This window comes from Corallococcus sp. CA047B (assembly GCF_003612065.1).
Classification (GTDB): Bacteria; Myxococcota; Myxococcia; order Myxococcales; family Myxococcaceae; genus Corallococcus; species Corallococcus praedator.
The window spans coordinates 1-18,120 of record NZ_RAWD01000198.1; the positions used below are offsets into that span (position 1 = coordinate 1).

Sequence of the window (18,120 nt, forward strand, 5' to 3'; positions counted from 1 at the left end):
GCCTCGTTTCGCTCCGACGCAAGCGCCTTCCCCAAGCCCCAGGCCCCGGATGCCGGCGCCACCCCGCTGACGCTGGAGCGCGCCGTGGCGCTCGCGTCGGAGCGAAACGAGGCCGTGCTCTCCGCTGGGCAGCTCGCCGAGGCCGCCGGTGCCCGTGTCGCCCGCGCCCGCGCCTTCTTCCTGCCCAGCCTCACGGCTTCCGGCACCTACACGCGCCGCCTGCGTGAATCCACGCGCGAGGTCGGTGGGCAGACGGTCGTCCTCCAGCAGTTCAACGCCCTGGGCGCCAACTTCACCGGGCGGGTGGCGCTCTTCGACGCGCGCGGCATCCCGCTCTACCGGGCCGCGAAGCTGGAGAGCGAGGCGGCGCAGCTGGACGCGGTGGAGTCGCGCCGGCAGGTCTCCTTCTCCGCCGCCAACGCCTTCCTCGTCACCCTGGCCAACCAGCAGGTGTATCAGGCCGCCGAACAGCGCCTCGCCTACGCACGCCAGGGGCTCGCGGACGCGCAGGCCCGGGCCTCCGCGGGGCTCGCCAGCACCAATGACGTCACCCGCGCGGAGCTGGAGGTCGCGACCGCGGAGGCCAACCTCGCCGCGGCGCTGGGCACCGCGGAGACGAGCCGCCTGGAGCTGGGCTTCCTGCTCGTCGAACCCGTCCAGGGGGAGCTTGCCCCACCGGAGCCGCTGCTCGCGGACGCCGCGCGGCCCGCCCCGGCGCTGGAGGTGCTCACGCAGGGCGCGACGGACCGGCGGCCGGACATCCTCGCGGCCAACCTGCGGGTGCGCTCGCTGCGTGAGAGCGCGAAGGAGCCCCTGGCCCGCCTGCTGCCCTCGCTGGGAGCGACCGCGCAGTACCGCCTCACCAACGAGGCGGGCCTCAACGGCAACGTCGGCGATGGTTTCCTCGCGGTGGATCTCACCTGGAACCTCTTCGACGGCGGCACGCGCTACGCCGAGCGCCGCGAGCGCGTGGCCAACGCCAACGCGGCGGAGCTGAACACGCAGGCGTCCACGCGGCGGGTGACGGTGGACATCGAACAGGCGCGGGTCAATCTGGAGACGGCCCGCGCCGCGCTCGCGCAGACGGAGCAGGCGGCCCGCGCGGCGCGCAAGAACGCCACCGAGACGGGCATCCTGTACCGCCAGGGCCTGTCCACCGCGCTCACCGTGGCGGACGCGTCACTCAGCCTCTTCGAGGCGGAGGTCGCCCTGGCGCGCAACCGCTACGGGCTGGGCGTGGCGCTGCTGGGCCTGAGGGCCGCTGTCGGACTCAATCCGTTGGGGAAGGAACCGTGAAGGCAATGCGACGCACTGGAGTGCTGGCCCTGTCCCTGGCCGTGCTGTCCCTGGCCCCGGGCTGCAAGAAGGAAGAAGCGGTCGCCGCGGGCGGTGGCAAGGGCGGCAAGGGCGGCGTGTCCGGCCGGGGCCCCATCCAGTTCCCGGTGGAGGTCGCGCCGGTGGAGACGCGCGACGTGGAGTACGCCGTCAGCGCCGTGGGCTCGGTGGAGGCCTTCGAGCGCGTGCAGATCACCGCGCGCGTGCCGGGCGCGCTGGAGAAGGTGAACTTCAGCGAGGGCCAGGCGGTGAAGAAGGGCGACACGCTCGCGGAGATCGAACCCGCGCGCTACGCCATCGCCGTGCGGGCCGCGGAGGCCGTGTTGCAGAAGGCCCAGGCCTCGCTGGTGGAGGCGAAGGCCGGGGCCCAGCGCCGCGCGGAGGTCAACGCGCAGAGCCCGGGCCTGCTGCCCGCCGAACAGCTGGAGACGTTCCAGGCCCGCGCCGCCACCGCGCAGGCGGACGTGGCCTCCGCGAAGGCGATGCTGGAGCAGGCGCAGCTCAACCAGCGCGACGCCTACGTGCGCGCCCCCATGGACGGCGTCCTCCAGACGCGCACGGTGCAGACCGGCCAGTACGTGCAGCCGGGCGTGGTGCTGGCCACGCTCCTGCGGCGCGAACCGCTGCTCTTGCGCTTCAACGTGCCCGCCGCGGACGTGACGCGCATCACCCCGGGCATGCCCGCGAAGTTCACGGTGCGCTCGGACGGCGGAAGCTATTCAGCGAAGATCACCTACGTGGCCGCGAGCGCGGATGACCAGAGCCGCATGGTGGCGGTGACGGCGGAGGTGACGGGGGAGGCGGCCCAGAAGCTGCGGCCCGGCGCGTTCGCCACGGTGAGCGTGCCGGTGGAGACGCGGGGCGGCAGCCCGGTGATTCCGCAGACGGCCATCCGCCCCAGCGAGCGCGGCTTCCTCGCGTTCGTGGTGGCGGACAACAAGGCCCGCGAGCGCATCCTGGAGCTGGGCCTGCGCACATCCGACGGGCGGGTGGAGGTGAAGGAGGGGCTGAGGCCCGGTGAGACGCTGGTGGTGCGCGGCGCCGAGGCGCTGCGTGACGGCGTCGCCGTGCGCGTGTCGGAGAGCCCCAAGCCGAAGGTCACCGGCGAGCAGCCCGCGACCGAGGCCCGCACGGACACGGCGGCGGGCACGGAAGGTCGGCCATGAGCATCACCGACGTCTGCATCAAGAAGCCCGTGTTCGCCTGGATGATCATGGCGGCCACGATCATCTTCGGACTGGTGGCGGCCCAGCGCATCGGCATCAGCCAGTTCCCGGACGTCGACTTCCCCACCATCAACATCTCCGTGTCGTGGGAGGGCGCCAACCCGGAGGCGGTGGAGACGGACGTCGTCGAGTTCATCGAGGAGGCCGTGACGCAGGTGGAGGGCGTCAAGAGCATCACCTCGTCCGCGCGCCAGGGCAGCGCCAACATCACGGTGGAGCTGGACCTGTCGCGCAACGTGGACCTGGCGCTCCAGGACGTGCAGACCAAGGTGAGCCAGGCCCAGCGCCGGCTGCCGCTGGACATCGATCCGCCCGTCGTCTCCAAGTCCAACCCGGAGGACCAGCCCATCATGTGGCTGGGCGTGTCCGGGCCCTTCTCCCAGCAGGTGGTGAGCGACTTCGCCCGCTACCGCGTGAAGGAGCGCCTGCAGACGGTGCCCGGCGTGGGCGAGGTGATGCTGGGTGGCCTCTTGGAGCGCAACGTGCGCATCTGGGTGGATGCCCAGAAGCTGGACTCGCACGGGCTCACCGTCACGGACCTGGTCGCCGCGCTCCAGCGTGAGCACGTGGAATTGCCCGCCGGCCGCATCGAGACGGAGGGCCGCGAGGTCAACGTGCGCTTCATGGGCGAGGCGTTGGACCTGGAGACGCTGCGCGACGTGGTGGTGCGCGAGGAGGGCGGCCGCGCGGTGTACCTGCACGACGTGGCCATCGTGGAGGACGGCTTCGAGGACGAGCGGCGGCTGGCGCGCGTCAACGGTGAGCCCGCGCAGGCCCTGGGCATCAAGAAGCAGCGCGGCGCCAACGCGGTGGCCGTGGCCCAGGAGGTGCGGCAGGTGCTGGCGCAGCTGCAGAAGGACCTGCCCGAGGGCATGAGCGCGAGCATCAACTTCGACTCGACGCAGTTCATCGAGGAGAGCGTGCACGAGATTGAGTTCGAGCTGCTCCTCGCCTGCATCCTCACCGCCTTCGTGTGCTGGGTGTTCCTGGGGTCGCTGTCGAGCACGCTCAACGTCGTCCTGGCCATCCCCATGTCGCTGTTGGGCACGGTGGCGGTCATCTATTTCCTGGGCTTCACGCTCAACACCTTCACGCTGCTGGGACTGGCGCTGGCGGTGGGCATCGTGGTGGACGACGCCATCATGGTGCTGGAGAACATCTTCCGGCACGCGGAGGAGGGGAAGGACCGGGTGCGCGCCGCGCGTGAGGGCACAGCGGAGATCACCTTCGCGGCCCTGGCGGCGACGCTGGCGGTGGTGGCCATCTTCCTGCCCGTCGTCTTCATGAAGGGCATCATCGGCCGGTTCTTCCTCCAGTTCGGCGTCACGCTGTGCGTGGCGGTGCTGCTGTCCTACGTGGAGGCCATCACCCTGGCGCCCGCGCGGTGCGCGCAGCTGCTCAAGACGTCGCGCGAGCACCGCGGTCGCGTGGGCGTGGTGGTGGACAAGGCCTTCACGAAGCTGGAGAACCTGTACGCGCGCATGCTGGCCTGGGGGCTGGTGCGGCCGTACCGGGTGCTGCTGGTGGCCGTGGCGATGCTGGTGCTGAGCGCGTTCGCCTTCAAGGCGCTCCCCGGTGAGTTCGTGCCGTCCCAGGACCAGGGCCGCATGGCCGTGCGCCTGCAGACGGCGGTGGGCAGCAGCCTGGAGGAGACCAACCGCCTGTTCAAGCGCGCGGAGGAGTTCGCCGCCAGCCGGCCGGAGGTGACGCGCGTGTTCTCGGTGGTGGGCGGCGGCGGAGGCGGCGGTTCCAGCGTGAACTCCGGAAACATGAACCTGACGCTGCTGCCGCGCGACCAGCGCATGTCCCAGGCGGAGTTCGCGCAGGTGCTGCGCAAGGAGCTGAACAGCTACCCGGGCCTGCGCGCGGTGGTGCAGGACCTGTCGCAGGCGGGCTTCACCGCGCAGCGCGGCTTCCCGGTGGAGTTCAGCGTGCGCGGTTCGGACTGGGACAAGCTGGTGGAGGCAAGCCAGACCCTGCGCGATCAGCTCACGGCGTCCGGCAAGGTGGTGGACCTGGACACGGACTACCAACTGGGCCAGCCGGAGCTGCGCATCACGCCGGACCGGGCGCGCGCGGCGGACGTGGGCGTGCCCATCCAGGCGGTGGCCTCCACGGTGAACGCGCTGGTGGGCGGCGTGCGCGTGGGCAAGTACAGCAGCGGCGGGCGACGCATCGACGTGCGCCTGCGGCTGCTGGCGGATCAGCGGTCGCGGCCGGAGGACCTGTCGCTGCTGAAGGTGCGCACGGCGAACAACACGCTGGTGCCGCTGTCGTCGCTGGTGACGCAGCAGGAATTGCCCGCGTTGCAGGCCATCACGCGGCGCGACCGCGAGCGGGCCATCAGCCTGTTCGCCAACGTGGCGCCGGGCTCCAACCAGGAGGAGGCGCTGGCCACGGTGGAACAACTGGGCAAGGACCTGCCCGGAGGCATCCGCGTGGTGGCGGGCGGCGCGAGCGTGGCGTTCCGCGACTCGATGAGCAGCCTCATCTTCGCGCTCTTCCTGGGCATCGCCGTCGCGTACATGGTGCTGGGCGCGCAGTTCAATTCGTTCCTGCACCCGGTGACGGTGCTGACCATCCTGCCGCTGTCGGTGGCGGGCGCGTCGTTCGCGCTGCTGGCCACGGGCAACACGCTGAACATCTTCAGCATGATTGGCCTGCTCCTCCTCATGGGCATCGTGAAGAAGAACTCCATCATCCTGGTGGACTACGCGCTCCAGCAGCGCGAGCTGGGCCTGGACGCGATGCAGGCCATGCTGCGCGCGGGGCCGGTGCGCCTGCGGCCCATCCTGATGACGTCCACGGCGACGATGATGTCGGCGGTGCCGGCGGCGCTGGCCCTGGGCGCGGGCAGTGAGACGCGCGCGCCCATGTCCATCGCGGTGCTGGGCGGCCTGTCGGTGTCCACGGTGCTGAGCCTGCTCGTGGTGCCCGCCTTCTACGTGGTGGCGGACCGCTACAAGACGCGGCTGGGCCGGTGGCTGAGCCGGGGCAAGGGCGGGGACGAGAAGCCTTCGTCGCAGGACGTGTCCCAGCCGGCGACGCACGGGTAGGGGCTTGGGAGGCCCCACCCGGGCGTCTTCCGCGGTGGGTCAGACCTTGGGAGCGGGCATCCAGGCCCGGGAAGCTCCAGACGATGCCGGCGTCCCCTCACGTGCACAGCCTCTTCTGCGGACCGGGCCCCTTCGGGCCCACGAACCCTTGGAGATGCGCCATGGCCTCGCCCCGGAATCCCTCGCAGGACACCCACGCTGTGCCGGTCAAGGAGCGCGACGAGCCGCTCGACCTCCAGGGCTTCCTGGATGAAGTCCAATCCGACGCGGTCATGCACAGCCAGGGCCTGGATGCCCGGGAGGCCGCGAGCGCGGTGATGTGCTCGCTCGCGCGGCGGCTCTCGGAGGGCGAGGACGTGAAGCTCTTCCGCGCGCTGCGCGGCGGCATCGGTGAGGAGATCCTCGGCGCCTGCACGGTGCACCTGGGCTCTTCGCGCGCCCGGCGCATTGGCCGCGATGAGTTCATGACCGACGTGGCGGACCACCTGAAGATCAAGGTCGACCAGGCCGCCCGGGTGGTCGCCGCCGTCTTCACGGCCGTGCGCGATCGCATCCCGGAGGAGGAGGTGGCGGCGGTGGCGTCACAGCTCCCCGCGGACCTGGGGGATTACTTCCGCCGGCCCGTATGAGTTCCCAGGCCGGCGTTGTTTCCCGCCCGGAGCCAGAACACCGGCCCGGGCGGTGTCGCCTACTCCCTGCGGGGGATGGTGTTGAGCACTTGAAAGTCCAATCCTGCTCCAGAGCCGACTCTGCATCCGACAGGCTCCAGCAGGGGAATCGCAATGGCATGGGTGAAGTGCAAGCAGTGCGGAACTGACGTCGCCAGCAATGCAGCGGCTTGTCCGAAGTGTGGGGCTCCCGTGCCCCGTGGCACCTCCGTGCTCAAGGTGACCCTCTTCGTGGTCGGAGGGCTCTTTTCGCTCTGCTTCCTCGGGACGTGCCTCGGTGCCATCGGCGCGGCGAAGAAGGGCTCGACATCAGGGGAGCCGGCGTCAGCCCGAACCCCTGCCGCTCAAGCAGAGCCCGCCCCCAAGCGGGTGGAGATCCGCACGCTCCTCGCGGAGTACGCGGACAATGAGGTTCGAGCTGACTCGAACTTCAAGGACCAGGTCATCCAGACCGCGGGCATTGTCGACGACATCAAGAAGGACATCATGAATTCCGTCTACGTCACGCTCGGCACCGGACGGCAGTTCGAGATCCCGCAGATCCAGTGCTTCATCACGGACGAGCAGGTGCAGCGGGCCGCGAACCTCTCAAAGGGAACCAAGGTCGGCATCCGTGGCCGCGTGCAGGGATTGATGATGAACGTCCTCGTGCGCGACTGCGAGTTCGTCGACCTCTGAGGCCACTGGCACGAACGCGCCGTCGGGGGAGGCGGTGGGCCGGGCGCACTGGAGCCCGGGCGTTGATGGATTGGCATGGCTTCGCGCCGTGCCCATGTGTTCCTCATGGCGGCCTCCGACACCCTGCCTTCCGACAGCCCTCCCGCCATCCTCGGGCTCGTCGGCTTCCGCCGCCGGCGGGGCAGGTATGGCTCGGCGACCCAGTTGCTCTGGAACAGGCTGGAGAACGACGCCTCGCTCCACGAGCTGTGCGAAGTCCGTGATGATTTGACGGACGAGGACCGGGTCATCCTGGATCAGTGCACCCAGCGGCTGGAGGTGGCCCGGCGCTGCCTGGACAGGCCGCTCTGGCGGTGGTCCTTCTCCTTCTGGCAGGTCATCCACGAGGTGGACGGCCTGCAACTGCTGGTCATGCCCCGGCACATGCTGCTGCCCCACGCGCTGGAGGTTCAGCAGCAGTTCGCGCGGCGGGTGACGGATCCCGTCCAGAGAGCGCTCTGGCTGGGCACGGAGCAGGCCGAGGGGCCACTGCCCCGGTGCGTCCGCATGCTCCGAGGGGAGGCGCTTGCCTCCAATGATCCTGAGGCCTCCGTGTCCGACAGGGAGCGTCTGGCGCAGTGCCGCCACGTGCTGCGGGGCGCGCTGGGCGTCGTCAATGACCGGGTGGACAAGACCTTCTGGCAGCTCTCCATCAACGTCTCCATCCAGATCTTCAGCACCCTGCTGCTCATCACGCTCGCCCTCATCGCGTTGCTGGGGTTCAATCAATCCCTGGTCTCGACCTGGCCCGCGCAGCTCGTTCCCCAGGGGATGCTGGTGCTCTGCCTCACGGGCGCCGCCGGGGCCGTGGTGTCCAACATGCTCTCCAAGGAGCGCTTCGTCGTCGCGACGGGGGCGACGAGCCGCTTCTTCGCCTACCACCTGCTGGTGAAGCCCGTCATCGGTGCCTTCGCGGCCCTGACGCTCCTCTTCGTCGAGCAGTCCAACCTGCTGCTCTCGGTGGTGTCTCGCGACTCCGTGGCTGCCGCCAACAACACCCCGGCCCTGCTGAACATCGTCGTGAGGGATTCGCGCGCCGTCTTCTTCACCCTCGCGGCCCTGTCCGTGGCCGCGGGGTACTCCGCGGACAAGTTCCTGAGCTCCATCATGAACAAGGTGCTCAGCAGGCTCATCGGGCAGTCGGAGAAGCTGCTGCCTTCCAGCGGTGCTCCAGAGGCCGGTGGCGCCTCCCCGCGCGCGAAGCCGTAGCAGGCGGCCCGCCTCACCTGGGAGCCCGGGCCCCCAGGTGTCCCGAGGGCCGCCGCGTGAAGGCCCCCAGCGCGTCCAGAAGGTCCTCCGTCATGCGCTCCGCGCTGGGATGCCAGGGCACGGTGAAGCGCGCGTCCATGCTCGTCTGCCGGACGGTGGACAGCCACTCGTGCACCTCGCGCTCGGAGTAGCCCGCGCTCCGCGCCGCCTCGTGCAGCAGGGCGTACTCCCGGAGCAGGAAGGTGGAGAAGGTGATGGGGTCGTCCGCGCCCACCGCGATGGGCACCGGCGGCGGCGCCCCCGCTTCGGCTCGCGGCGGAAAGAGCCGCAGGATGGGGTGGTTGCGCAGGTCCAACAGGTTGCCGATGAGCAGGTTGCTGGAGGGGTTCACCTCCACGACGGTCCCCCGCGCCCCCACGTACCGGCGCAGCGCGTCCTGGGCGGCCCTCAGCGCGGCCACCTCCGCGGCATCCAGCGGGATGTCCACCAGTTGCTGTCCGCGCCGGAACACGCGCTCGTCCTCCCGGTACGCTTCGATGAGCTCCTGGACGCGCCTGGAGTTGCGCACCCGGACCCAGTCCAGCCGTCGGGAAGCCCGGCTGAAGGCGTCCAGCCCCACGCCCACCCCCTCCTGCGCCAGGGGCGGGCACCAGAGGTTGTGCAGCACGTGGTGGGCCTCGGCCAGCACGTGCGGCGCGATGCACCTGCCGAAGATGCCCTCGGACAGCTCGCGGATGAGGTTCTCCACCTGCAGCGGCCGTCCCGGCGGGGTGTCCGCGCTCAGGCCCGGGGGCAGCCGGTAGCTGCCGTACAGCCGCCACTCGAAGACCAGGTCCCACAGCCGCTCCTCGGCCGGCATCATCACCGCGCCCACGGACTCCGCCCACGTCCCCGGCTCCACGCCCAGCGAGGTGGCGTGTCCCAGCCGCCCGCCCCGGTGATCCAACAGGTAGTGCAGGCATTCGTAGATGCGGCGCAGCCCCTCCATGAGGTGCCGGTAGTCCTCGCCCACGTGGCCCGTCAGCCGCAGGGGTGGGGCGCCCCGGGCCGCCGGCCGGACCGCGGCGCGGGCGGCTTCCCACCGCACGTAGCGGTACAGCGGCGCCAGCACCCACGTGGGCACGCTCAGCTCGTCCGACGCGACGTCCAGCCCCCGCACCAGCCAGAGCGACAGCGGCACCGCCCGCAGCAGGTCCACCAGCGCCTCCACCTGCGTCGACTGCGAGACGAAGGAGTCCGCGTAGCGGCCTCCCAGCCGGATGAGGCCCTCCGGAACCGGCTCCGCGTAGGTGCCCTGGGCATGCGCGGGCGGCAGGCCCTCCCTCCAGTGGCGCTTGGGATCCCGCGCCTTGAGCAGGTGCAGCACCAGGCCGAACTCCGGCTGACGGCCGTCGCTGGTGGCCCGCCCCACGCGCTTGAGCACCCGCTGCCACGAGCGCGTCAGCATCCACAGCTCCTCCGCCATCTGGATGGAGGTGTCCATGAGGCGGGTGCGCACCTCCAGGGCGGCGATGGGCTGCTCGCCCCCCGCCACCGAGTAGGAGACCTCCGCGCGCACGGCGTGCAGGGGCCGCTTCATCGCGCCCAGGCGATCATAGAAGCGGATGAACCACTGGAGCCCGGCGGTCAGCGGCCGCTGCACGTAGGTGCGGTAGCTCAGACAGCGCACCCGCTGCACCTGCCAGAAGAGGCGCTCGAAGTGCGGATCCGGCGTGCCGGCCTCTTCCATCCGCCGCATCCACCGCAGCCCGTAGCGCACCAGCCAGCGCTCTCCCGCGTTGGGCGTGTGCAGCCCCATCCGCAGGGCGATGGGATCACACCGCCGCCACACGTCGTCGAGGGTCTCCGGAGGCTCGGTGCTTCCGCGGGCCGCCAGCGGGTGGAGGTCCCCGTAGAGTTCGCGCAGTTCGTCCACCTCCGGCAGGACCTCCAGGCGGGCGCGCGAGAGCGCCTCCAGGGTCCGCTCCAGCACCCGGCGGCGCTGGGGCATCCAGACGGACGACTCCCGCAGGCCCGCCACGAACTCCAGCAGCGGCCGCTTTCCACCTCGCAGGATGACCTCCGCCAGGACGCAGCGGGACACCGCGGCCGCCAGCAGCCAGCGGAGCATCGTCCTGCCCTCACCGAAGACGAGCCCCGGTCCCGACAGCAGGCGTGCATCCAGGGCCGGGTCCGCGATGGCGGACAGCAGCGAGGTCCACAGCAGCGGGAAGTCCATGCCCGCGTTGACGTGGTGGTGGACCTCCGTCACGCCCCGGTCCAGCAGGTGGCGCATCAGCAGCGGCGGTTCAATGTCCACCCGCGTGGGGGGCGGCTCCACCGGCACGGCCGACATCAACAGGTCCTCGGGCAGGGCGAAGGTGAGCCAGCGGTAGTGCGTGATGGCGTCCACCGCGCCAGCCTCCGTGTCCTGGGCCACGACGGTGACCCCGGGCCGGCGCTCCAGGTGCGTGTCCGCCAGGTGCACCAGGTAGCTGGCCATGGACACCCGCCGCGGCGGATCCCTCTGGCCGCGGATGTGCCGGCGCGAGTCGAACCAGAACACGTCCCGGACCGCGATGAGGCGGTCCAGCGACCAGCCGCTGGCGTGCTCCGACAGGGTCTTCTCGCAATCGCGCCAGAGGGCCCGCGTGGAACCCGCGTCGCGCCCGTCCAGCGAGGGCACCAGCTCCGTCATCGCCTCCCGGAAGGCCTGGAGGCTGGTCAGCGGGAAGCAGGCCACCTCCGCGCGCACGTAGGCCTCCGGAACGCGGCGGGGGGCCAGGTTCCCCTGGGACTGGCGCGGTCCCTCAGTGCCCATGGCTGGCATCCGCGTGGACGTCCTGCACGGGAGACACCCTGCGCAGCGCCCCCAGCTCCAGGTGGTCGCCCTCCTGGTCCATGACCCGGAACCACGTGCGCACCACGGTGTCGAGCCAGTCGTAGTACAGGCCCGTGCCCAGGCCACCGTCCCTGCCCAGGTGGCGGCGGAGCGCCTCGGACGCGCCGGAGCGTCCCACCGCGGCGCGCACCATCTGTTCGCGGAGCCGCGTCAGGCGGGGCCCATGGTCCTCCCAGTACGCCACCAGCTCGTCCCAGGCCTCGTTCTCCCCCGCCTCCCCCGACTGCCAGCGCAGCAGCTCGCTCAAGGCGGGGACCGGCGCGAACTCCGGCAGCACCAGCAGGGGCAGCGCGTTCTGCAGCCACACCCGGGCCGTCCACAGCCGGTCGGAGCCCACGCTGTACCTCCGGATGTCCTCCACGAGCTTCGCCACCGTGTCGCGCACCCGCTGCTCGTAGGGCTCCAGCGCGCTGGCGCGCTCCTGCTCCAGGAGCACCGACTCCACCCCCCGGCTGCGTGCGTCGCCCCAATCCCATCCGCCCAGCTTCCGGCCCGCCACCGAGCAGATGTTCTCCACCCAGGCCGCCTGGATGAAGCGGTGGTGGGCGCCGACCTTCATGCGCGAGTCCTTCATGTTGTCGACCTTGAAGTACCCGTCCGCCGTCCGCTTCAGGAACGCCTTCCATTGCGCGGTGAAGATGGCGAACTCGACGAAGGTCTTCCAACTGGGAAGGCTCCACCAGCACTCCACCTGGACGAGCGGTTCGTGGGGCGCGGCGTCCACCCACAGCTCGTGCAGCGTCACGACCAGCTCGGGGCTCATCTCGAAGGGCGTCACGTCCAGGTTCAGCACCCGGGGCGGCTCGAAGAGCATCAGCGCGTCGTGCAGCAGCATGAACCAGCCGGCCACGTTGCCGGGCAGGGGCACGCTGGAGCCCTCCCGGTCCAGGTCGCTCAACATCAGCACCACGTCGTGGAAGTGCCGCAGGTGCAGCTCGCTGAGCAGCAGCGGCTCCTCCGTCTTCGAGGCGGCGTCGCCCGGTCGCCCCCGTCGCGGCCACTCCAGGACATCCGACAGGGTGGTGCGCTTGGAGCGGCGCACCGGCTTGCCCGTCAGGTCCAGGAAGATGAGCCCCTTTTCGTCATACCGGAGGATGCGGTTGTTCAACTGCTGGCTCGCCCAGGCCGGCAGGTCGCTTTCGTCAATGGCGTTGCGCAGCATCTCCGTGACCACCCGGATGGTGCGCTCCCCATCCGAAACGCAGGCCTCCGCGGAGGAGGCGGGGGTGCTCCAGAGCTCGCGCCGGGCGGCGTGCCAGAGGTCCTGCAGGGTGCGCGCGGGCAGGTGGAGGGCGAGCTTGCCCGCGGGGGTGAGGATGACCTTGCGCAGGGGCGCGTCCTGCCCATCCCGCGTGGCCATGCGGTAGGTCGTCTTCACCGTGTCGGAGAGCCGGGGCGCCAGGTTGATGAGGTCCGCGAAGGACGCCAGCACCCGCGGCTTCTCCCGCGTCGGGGAGCAGGGCAGCCGCAGCTGCTCCAGCAGGTGGCCCAGCGTCTGGGCTCCGTCCTCCGCATCCACCCCCAGCGGGCGGAAGTCCCACGCCTTGTAGGGATCCACGGGTCCCAGGTTGATGCGGTAGCTGGGAGGCAGCGCGCGGCGCAGGGTGGTGGCCGACTGGCGCCGCGCGATGGAGAGCGTCTCGTCCTGTCCCAGGGCCCCGATGCCCGCCTGCCCGGAGAGGATGAGCTCCTTCTGGAAGGAGCGCTCCATGAAGAGCTGGAACTCCTGGTGGCCCGCGGCCAGCACGAACCAGAGCCGGGGGCTGGCCACCATGCGGGTGAGCTTCACGATGTTGTGGAGGTGTTCGATGCTGCGGTCCACGTTGTCGATGGGCAGCACGAGGATGACCTGCTCACCCCTGGCGGTGCCGAAGCGGGGCAGGGACAGCGTCTTCGCCACGTTCTCCATGGCCGCCGCGAAGCGCTGCTGGAAGTTGGCGTAGATCTCCGCGGCCTTGATCTGCTGCTCCGCGCGCGCGCGCGTGTCGGTGGTCGACGCGCTGTCCTCCCACATGAACGAGGCATCGCGGATGAGGTGATCCAGCTTTCCCCAGGCCTCCTCCGCGCTCTCCTCGAGGATGGAGGAGGACCACCTGCCGTGCCCGCCTCGCGAGGACGTGTCGTCCTGGGGCGCATCCAGGGCCGCGCGCACGCGCACCAGCAGGGTGGCCAGGAGGTTGGCGCCCGGGGGCACCGGCTCCAGGTCGAGCGGCTCCAGCCAGACGACGCGCCCCTCGATGCGCTCCAGCGTCGTGCACAGGTCCCGGCGCATCGCCTGCGGCCCCGAAGCCACCGACTCGCTGGCCTCCGCCTCCAGGCGCCCGCCTGGCTTCAGCCCGAGGAACGCCCTCCAGTCGCGCAGGGCCTGGAGGGCGCTGAGCAGGACGGTGGTCTTCCCCGCGCCCCGGGGACCGGAGATGAGCAGGCTGGTGGAGAGGTGCTCGTTGCGGGCCTCTCCCTCGCCCAGGCTCCACCCGCAGGCGGCCTCCAGCCAGGAGAGCAGCTCGTACAGCCCCCGCTGCGTGGGCTCCAGCAGCTCGTCCCAGGGGAAGGCCCTGGACTCGGGGAAGGGCGTGGGCACGTAGTGGTGCGCCTTGCCCGTGAGGCTCGTTTTCGTCTCCATGGAGAAGGATAGGGAGACCGCGCGGCGGCGGGCACGTGCCCCCCGTGCGCTCCTCCCCCTGTCTGTCATTGGATGAGGGGGGCCGCGGGCTTCAGCCCCGCCGCTTCACGGGCAGGTCGATGCAGGACGGGTGCTCGGGGCCGCGCATGACCCGCCAGGAGGGACTGCCTTCGGTGGGGATGCGGGCGAAGCTGTCGGCGTCGGCGCCCGCGAGCGCCACCCGCAGGCGGTGCCCCCGGCGGATGACGACCGAGACGGGCAGCAACCCGAAGGTCAGCGTCGCCACCTCGCCCGGCACCAGGGGCCAGGCATCCTCGCGGCGGAACGAGCGGTAGGGGACGGGCGTGACGTAGGGCGGCGTCGCGTGGGACAGCTTCCGGTGCAGCGCCCGGAGCTGTCCCTCCGTCAGGTAGGTCACCCGGCCCTTCGGGTCGACCTCCTCCAGGTAGACGAAGAAGGCCCCGTCCTCCAGGGATGAGGCCACGTGCAGGGTGAGCAGGGCGTGTCCGGTGAGCTCCACGTCCACGTCCAGCGGGGCGCTCGTGTACGTGAGCAGCCGCCGGTCCTCGCGGGCGCGGTCCGCGTAGACCACCGGTGTCATCCCATCGGGCGTGTGCCAGCGATTGTGGGTTCCGGTCGTGGCGGCGAAGTCGACCTCGTAGGTGTCGGCGCCCTTGCCGGCCGGCGCCTCGCGAACGAGGTGGTGATCCTCCGCGAAGTACCAGCGCTCCGTGGAGAAGCCTTCGGGAGGCCACACGGGGGTCGACTTCCAGGCCTCCTCGCCCACCGTGAAGTAGTGCAGCCGCTTCTCCTCGGCGGGCGCGCCGGGCTTGAGCGTCCGCTCGAGGAAGGCGCCGCACTCCGTCCACTGATCCGCCATGGAGGGATTCGGGCGGCTCCTGGGCCGGGCGTAGGGGCTTGCGTGGGTCTTCATGTTGTGACTCCACGCCCCGATGACGCCCACCTGGGGGTTGGTGAAGTTGAGGAACCGGTGGATGACCGCGTCGGCGGTGCGGCCGTCGAACCAGCTTCCCCAGCCGTACACCGCCGCTCCGGAGGCCTCGATGGCCTGCTTGCGGCGGAACTGGCTGAAGTCGTCGGTGGTGACGGGCTGCGGGCCGAACGGATCATCGCGGAAGGTCATGGACCGCACCGCGGCCCAGACGTCGACGTTGTCCCGGTGCGCCTCCAGGGCGGCGCGGACCCGTGAGCGGTCGGAGTCTCCGTCCACGGGGCGAACCCCTCGCACCATCAGCTTCGCCCCCAGGCCCCAGACGGACGGGACGCGGCCGGCGTCCAGCATGCGGTTGGTGGCGTCCCATTTGCGCATGAACGCCGCGTTGAGGATGCCGCCCGGCATGACCACGTCGGTGTAGACGTCGAACTCGATCTGCTGGGGAATCACCGCCCGGACCCGCTCCGGCGCCGCCGCCGCGAGCAGCTCCGCGGTGGTCCCCTCGTAGGAGATGCCCACCGCGCCCAGGTGGCCGTCGCACCAGGGCTGCTCCGCCACCCAGCGGGCCACTTCACCCAGGTCCGCGACCTCCACGTCCGACCACGGATGATTCCAGGTGCCGGAGGAGGCACCGGAGCCGCGCACGTCGACGACCACCACCGCGTAGCCCTGAGCGACCAGCGCGTCACCGAGCGGCTCGCGCGGCCCCATGGGCACCCGGTCCGGAGGGGACAGGCGCAAATCGAACCCGCGCCAGTAGCGGCTCATGACGAGCACCGCGGGGAGCCGCTCGCCGTCCGGCAGGGTCCTGGGAAGGTTGACGTCGAGCGCGAGCTGGATGCCGTCACGCAGCGTCAGTTGCAGCGAGCGGGTGACCACGCCCTTGAAGCGCGGAGGTGATGAAGCGGGAGAGCGGCCCTGGTCGAACATGGGGCCGGCATTTTCGCCGCTCCCGGGGCGGATGTCCCACGGCGCGTGTGGCGGGGACCCGCATTTTTTCATGCCCGAATGCCGGGGATCGCAGTCCGATGGTTCATGCTCGCGCGTGTCCAGCCCGCCCCGCGAGGGCACTTCGCGGGACATGCGCCAACACCCGCGCCAGACCCGGGCCCTGTATCCGCCGATCGCTTCTGGCTCTATCAGTCCGCCTTGAGCTGCAGGCCGGGACTCTCCTCTCCTGCCGCTCTACCCGCAGCGCCAGGAGGCAGTGCAATGAGCAAGGAACAGTTCCCCATGCAGGGGCAGCAGATGTTTGGTGAAGCCATCAAGGCCCGTATCGCCGACGCGGTGCACGAGCGCGTCGTCTCCGGGCTGGAGGAGCGGATCGGCACGGAGATTCGTGAGCGCGTCGGCGAGGCGGTCCGCGGTGCGTTGAGCGAGCGCTCGATGAACATGCAGCAGGGGGAGGGTGGCGGGCAGCCGTTCGACGCGGAGCAGATCGCCGATGCCGTCCACAACCGCCTCACCGACGTCATCCGCGAGCGCGTCACCAGCGGCGTGCACGAGCGCGTCCGCGACGTGCTCCGGGAGCGGCTGGGCGAGGCGCTGCGCGGCGCCCTGTCTGAAACCATGATGAACCTCCAGCAGGGGGGTGGGCAGATTGACACCCACCGCATCGCCGAGCGCGTGCGCAACCGGCTCGAGGACACCCTGCGCGACAGGATCGGCTACGTCGTGCGCGAGCGCATCCGCGACGCCATGCGCGAGCGGCTGGGCGAGGCGCTGCGCTCCGCGATGATGGAGCGGCGGATGGGCATGGAGGGCTTCGCACCGATGGACTCCGAGCGCATCTCCGACGCCATCCGCACCCGGCTCGTCGACACCATGACCGAGCGGATCCACGCCGCCGTGCGCGAGCGCGTCCGTGAGGCGCTGAAGGAGCGCCTGGCGGAGACGCTGCGCTCCGCGCTGTCCGAGCGCAGGATGCAGGGCTTCGGCCAGGTCGACCCGGAGCGCCTCGCCGACATCATCCGCGAGCGCGTCGCGGACGGCATCCGCGAGCGCGTCCAGAGCGGCCTGCGCGAGCGCGTGCGCGACACGCTGCGCGAGCGGCTGGGCGACGAGCTGCGCACCCGGATGAGCGAGCGCACCATGGGCTTCGCGGGCATGCAGCCGCAGGGCTTCGGCCAGATCGACCCGGAGCGCCTCGCCGAGGCGCTCCGCGGGCGGCTCGTCGACACCCTCCACGAGCGGCTGTCCAACAACCTCCGCGAGCACCTGCACGAGGCGCTGAAGGAGCGGATGGGTGACGCCATCCGCGAGTCGATGTCCTCGATGGGCCCCACGATGCGCGGCGGGTTCGGTGAGCAGGCCATGGGCGGCTTCCAGACGCCGGGGCCCGCCCAGGTCGACACCGAGAGCATCGTGGCCGCCGTCCGCGATCGCGTGGGCGAGGAGCTCCGCGAGCGCATGGCGGACGTCGTCCGCGAGCGCGTCAGCGAGGCGGTGCGCAAGGAGCTGAAGAACGGCCTCGGGACCCAGCCCCTGGCCTGACGCGCACCGCGGCCCGGGCCTGCGACGGCCCCACGGACGCAGGGCCCGGACTTCCTCACCCGTGGGAGTCCGGGCCCGTCTTGCTTCGCGTCACGCCCCGAAGCGAAAGCTTGGGTTCAATAGCGGATGCCGAAGTTGACCGGGATGTACTGGCCGGTGGCCTTGCGCGTATCGCCGCCCGCCACGTCGAAGCTCGAGCCGAAGATGTAGTGGTAGCGCCCCTCCACGTAGAGGCGGAGGTCCCCGTTGATCTTCAGGGTGACGCCGACGCCGCCGCTGAGACCGAAGTCCGTGCTGCTGCGCGAGCCGATGATCTCCGACACCGGCACCACGTCCGTGGCGCAGTAGTACAGCCACGGGTCGCAGTACGGGATGGTCGCGACGCCCGCCAACTGGGTCAGCTCCACCTTGCGGTAGTACAGGCCCGGCCCGGCGATGACGTAGAAGCCAAGAGGGCTGCGGGGAATCACATTCCAGACGGCGTTGAGGCTGCCGTACTGCATGTAGTGGTTGCCGTCGACGCCAGCTCCCGTGAGCACTTCGGGCCGGATGTCATAGCCGCTGTAGAAGAACTCCGCCATGAGGCCGAAGCTCCTGTGGAACTGGTAGCCGGCGCCCAGTTGGAAGCCGCCGCCCGTCTCGAAGCGGTCCCCCGCGTCGGAGATGGGGAAGGAGAGGCCGCCGCCCACGTTGAACATGTAGTGCTGCTCGGGAAGCTCCATCCCCTGCGTCGTGAAGCCCGCCGTGTCAGCGTCCGTGCCAGACACCGTCTGGGCACGCGCGCCTCCAGGCACGGTGAACGCAAGCAGGGCAAGGGGAAGCACTGTCTTCAATCGCATGACGACCGCCTTTGGGCACCGGACCGCGTGGTGCTGGGAGCGTGGAGATGGGCCGCCTGTCCGCACACCACCCCATCAGGGGGGGGGAGGCAGGGGGGCACGCGCTCTCACTCCGGAC

At 70.8% G+C, this 18,120-nt stretch carries 11 protein-coding genes and 1 pseudogene; 8 read left to right on the top strand and 4 right to left on the bottom strand.

Features of this window, described 5'->3' with window-relative positions:
• From D7X74_RS26645 to D7X74_RS26670, 7 genes and pseudogenes are all read left to right on the top strand, one after another.
• On the top strand, positions 1 to 1,296 hold a 1,296-nt coding region (locus D7X74_RS26645; RefSeq protein WP_370450809.1), incomplete at its 5' end, for a TolC family protein.
• Positions 1,297 to 1,301: 5 nt separating this feature from the next.
• Positions 1,302 to 2,501, top strand: a complete 1,200-nt coding sequence (locus D7X74_RS26650; protein ID WP_120535817.1) for an efflux RND transporter periplasmic adaptor subunit — start codon at positions 1,302 to 1,304, stop codon at positions 2,499 to 2,501.
• The gene (locus tag D7X74_RS26655) at positions 2,498 to 5,617 is read left to right on the top strand and encodes an efflux RND transporter permease subunit (protein ID WP_120535818.1); all 3,120 of its coding nucleotides are present in this window, start codon (positions 2,498 to 2,500) and stop codon (positions 5,615 to 5,617) included. Before D7X74_RS26650 ends, D7X74_RS26655 begins: the two co-directional genes overlap by 4 nt.
• Before the next feature lie 161 nt (positions 5,618 to 5,778).
• Positions 5,779 to 6,246 (top strand): DUF2267 domain-containing protein, encoded by a 468-nt coding sequence (locus D7X74_RS26660; protein ID WP_120535819.1) that lies wholly within the window; start codon positions 5,779 to 5,781, stop codon positions 6,244 to 6,246.
• Positions 6,247 to 6,399: 153 nt separating this feature from the next.
• Positions 6,400 to 6,474: pseudogene (locus D7X74_RS45340) on the top strand (zinc-ribbon domain-containing protein); the annotation flags it as partial.
• 21 nt (positions 6,475 to 6,495) lie between these two features.
• Positions 6,496 to 6,963, top strand: coding sequence for an OB-fold putative lipoprotein (locus tag D7X74_RS26665; protein ID WP_233595810.1), 468 nt, complete (start codon positions 6,496 to 6,498; stop codon positions 6,961 to 6,963).
• 75 nt (positions 6,964 to 7,038) lie between these two features.
• The gene (locus D7X74_RS26670) at positions 7,039 to 8,211 is read left to right on the top strand and encodes a hypothetical protein (RefSeq protein WP_120535820.1); all 1,173 of its coding nucleotides are present in this window, start codon (positions 7,039 to 7,041) and stop codon (positions 8,209 to 8,211) included.
• A gap of 13 nt (positions 8,212 to 8,224) precedes the next feature.
• Here the strand turns inward: D7X74_RS26670 and D7X74_RS26675 are convergent, their stop codons facing one another.
• The 3 genes from D7X74_RS26675 to D7X74_RS26685 form a co-directional block, all read right to left on the bottom strand.
• Positions 8,225 to 11,011, bottom strand: coding sequence for a hypothetical protein (locus D7X74_RS26675; RefSeq protein ID WP_120535821.1), 2,787 nt, complete (start codon positions 11,009 to 11,011; stop codon positions 8,225 to 8,227).
• Complete coding sequence (locus D7X74_RS26680) at positions 11,001 to 13,715, bottom strand: hypothetical protein (RefSeq protein ID WP_120535822.1); 2,715 nt, start codon at positions 13,713 to 13,715, stop codon at positions 11,001 to 11,003. The genes D7X74_RS26675 and D7X74_RS26680 overlap by 11 nt, the downstream gene beginning before the upstream one ends.
• Before the next feature lie 91 nt (positions 13,716 to 13,806).
• Positions 13,807 to 15,600, bottom strand: a complete 1,794-nt coding sequence (locus tag D7X74_RS26685) for a CocE/NonD family hydrolase (protein WP_158622298.1) — start codon at positions 15,598 to 15,600, stop codon at positions 13,807 to 13,809.
• Positions 15,601 to 15,882: 282 nt separating this feature from the next.
• On the opposite strand from D7X74_RS26685, the gene D7X74_RS26690 reads away from it, so the two are divergent.
• On the top strand, positions 15,883 to 17,163 hold the full coding sequence (locus D7X74_RS26690; RefSeq protein ID WP_120535824.1) for a DUF445 family protein: 1,281 nt from the start codon (positions 15,883 to 15,885) through the stop codon (positions 17,161 to 17,163).
• Positions 17,164 to 17,279: 116 nt separating this feature from the next.
• Here the strand turns inward: D7X74_RS26690 and D7X74_RS26695 are convergent, their stop codons facing one another.
• On the bottom strand, positions 17,280 to 18,002 hold the full coding sequence (locus tag D7X74_RS26695; RefSeq protein ID WP_120535825.1) for an outer membrane beta-barrel protein: 723 nt from the start codon (positions 18,000 to 18,002) through the stop codon (positions 17,280 to 17,282).
• Between the last annotated feature and the right edge of the window lie 118 nt (positions 18,003 to 18,120).

What these genes read in the sequence shown, in the direction of transcription:
- D7X74_RS26650 (WP_120535817.1), top strand. Translation starts at nt 1,302, where the DNA reads ATGCGACGCACTGGAGTGCTGGCCCTGTCCCTGGCCGTGCTGTCCCTG.
- D7X74_RS26655 (WP_120535818.1), top strand. Translation starts at nt 2,498, where the DNA reads ATGAGCATCACCGACGTCTGCATCAAGAAGCCCGTGTTCGCCTGGATG.
- D7X74_RS26660 (WP_120535819.1), top strand. Translation starts at nt 5,779, where the DNA reads ATGGCCTCGCCCCGGAATCCCTCGCAGGACACCCACGCTGTGCCGGTC.
- D7X74_RS26670 (WP_120535820.1), top strand. Translation starts at nt 7,039, where the DNA reads ATGGCTTCGCGCCGTGCCCATGTGTTCCTCATGGCGGCCTCCGACACC.
- D7X74_RS26675 (WP_120535821.1), bottom strand. Translation starts at nt 11,011, where the DNA reads ATGGGCACTGAGGGACCGCGCCAGTCCCAGGGGAACCTGGCCCCCCGC.
- D7X74_RS26680 (WP_120535822.1), bottom strand. Translation starts at nt 13,715, where the DNA reads ATGGAGACGAAAACGAGCCTCACGGGCAAGGCGCACCACTACGTGCCC.
- D7X74_RS26685 (WP_158622298.1), bottom strand. Translation starts at nt 15,600, where the DNA reads ATGTTCGACCAGGGCCGCTCTCCCGCTTCATCACCTCCGCGCTTCAAG.
- D7X74_RS26690 (WP_120535824.1), top strand. Translation starts at nt 15,883, where the DNA reads ATGAGCAAGGAACAGTTCCCCATGCAGGGGCAGCAGATGTTTGGTGAA.
- D7X74_RS26695 (WP_120535825.1), bottom strand. Translation starts at nt 18,002, where the DNA reads ATGCGATTGAAGACAGTGCTTCCCCTTGCCCTGCTTGCGTTCACCGTG.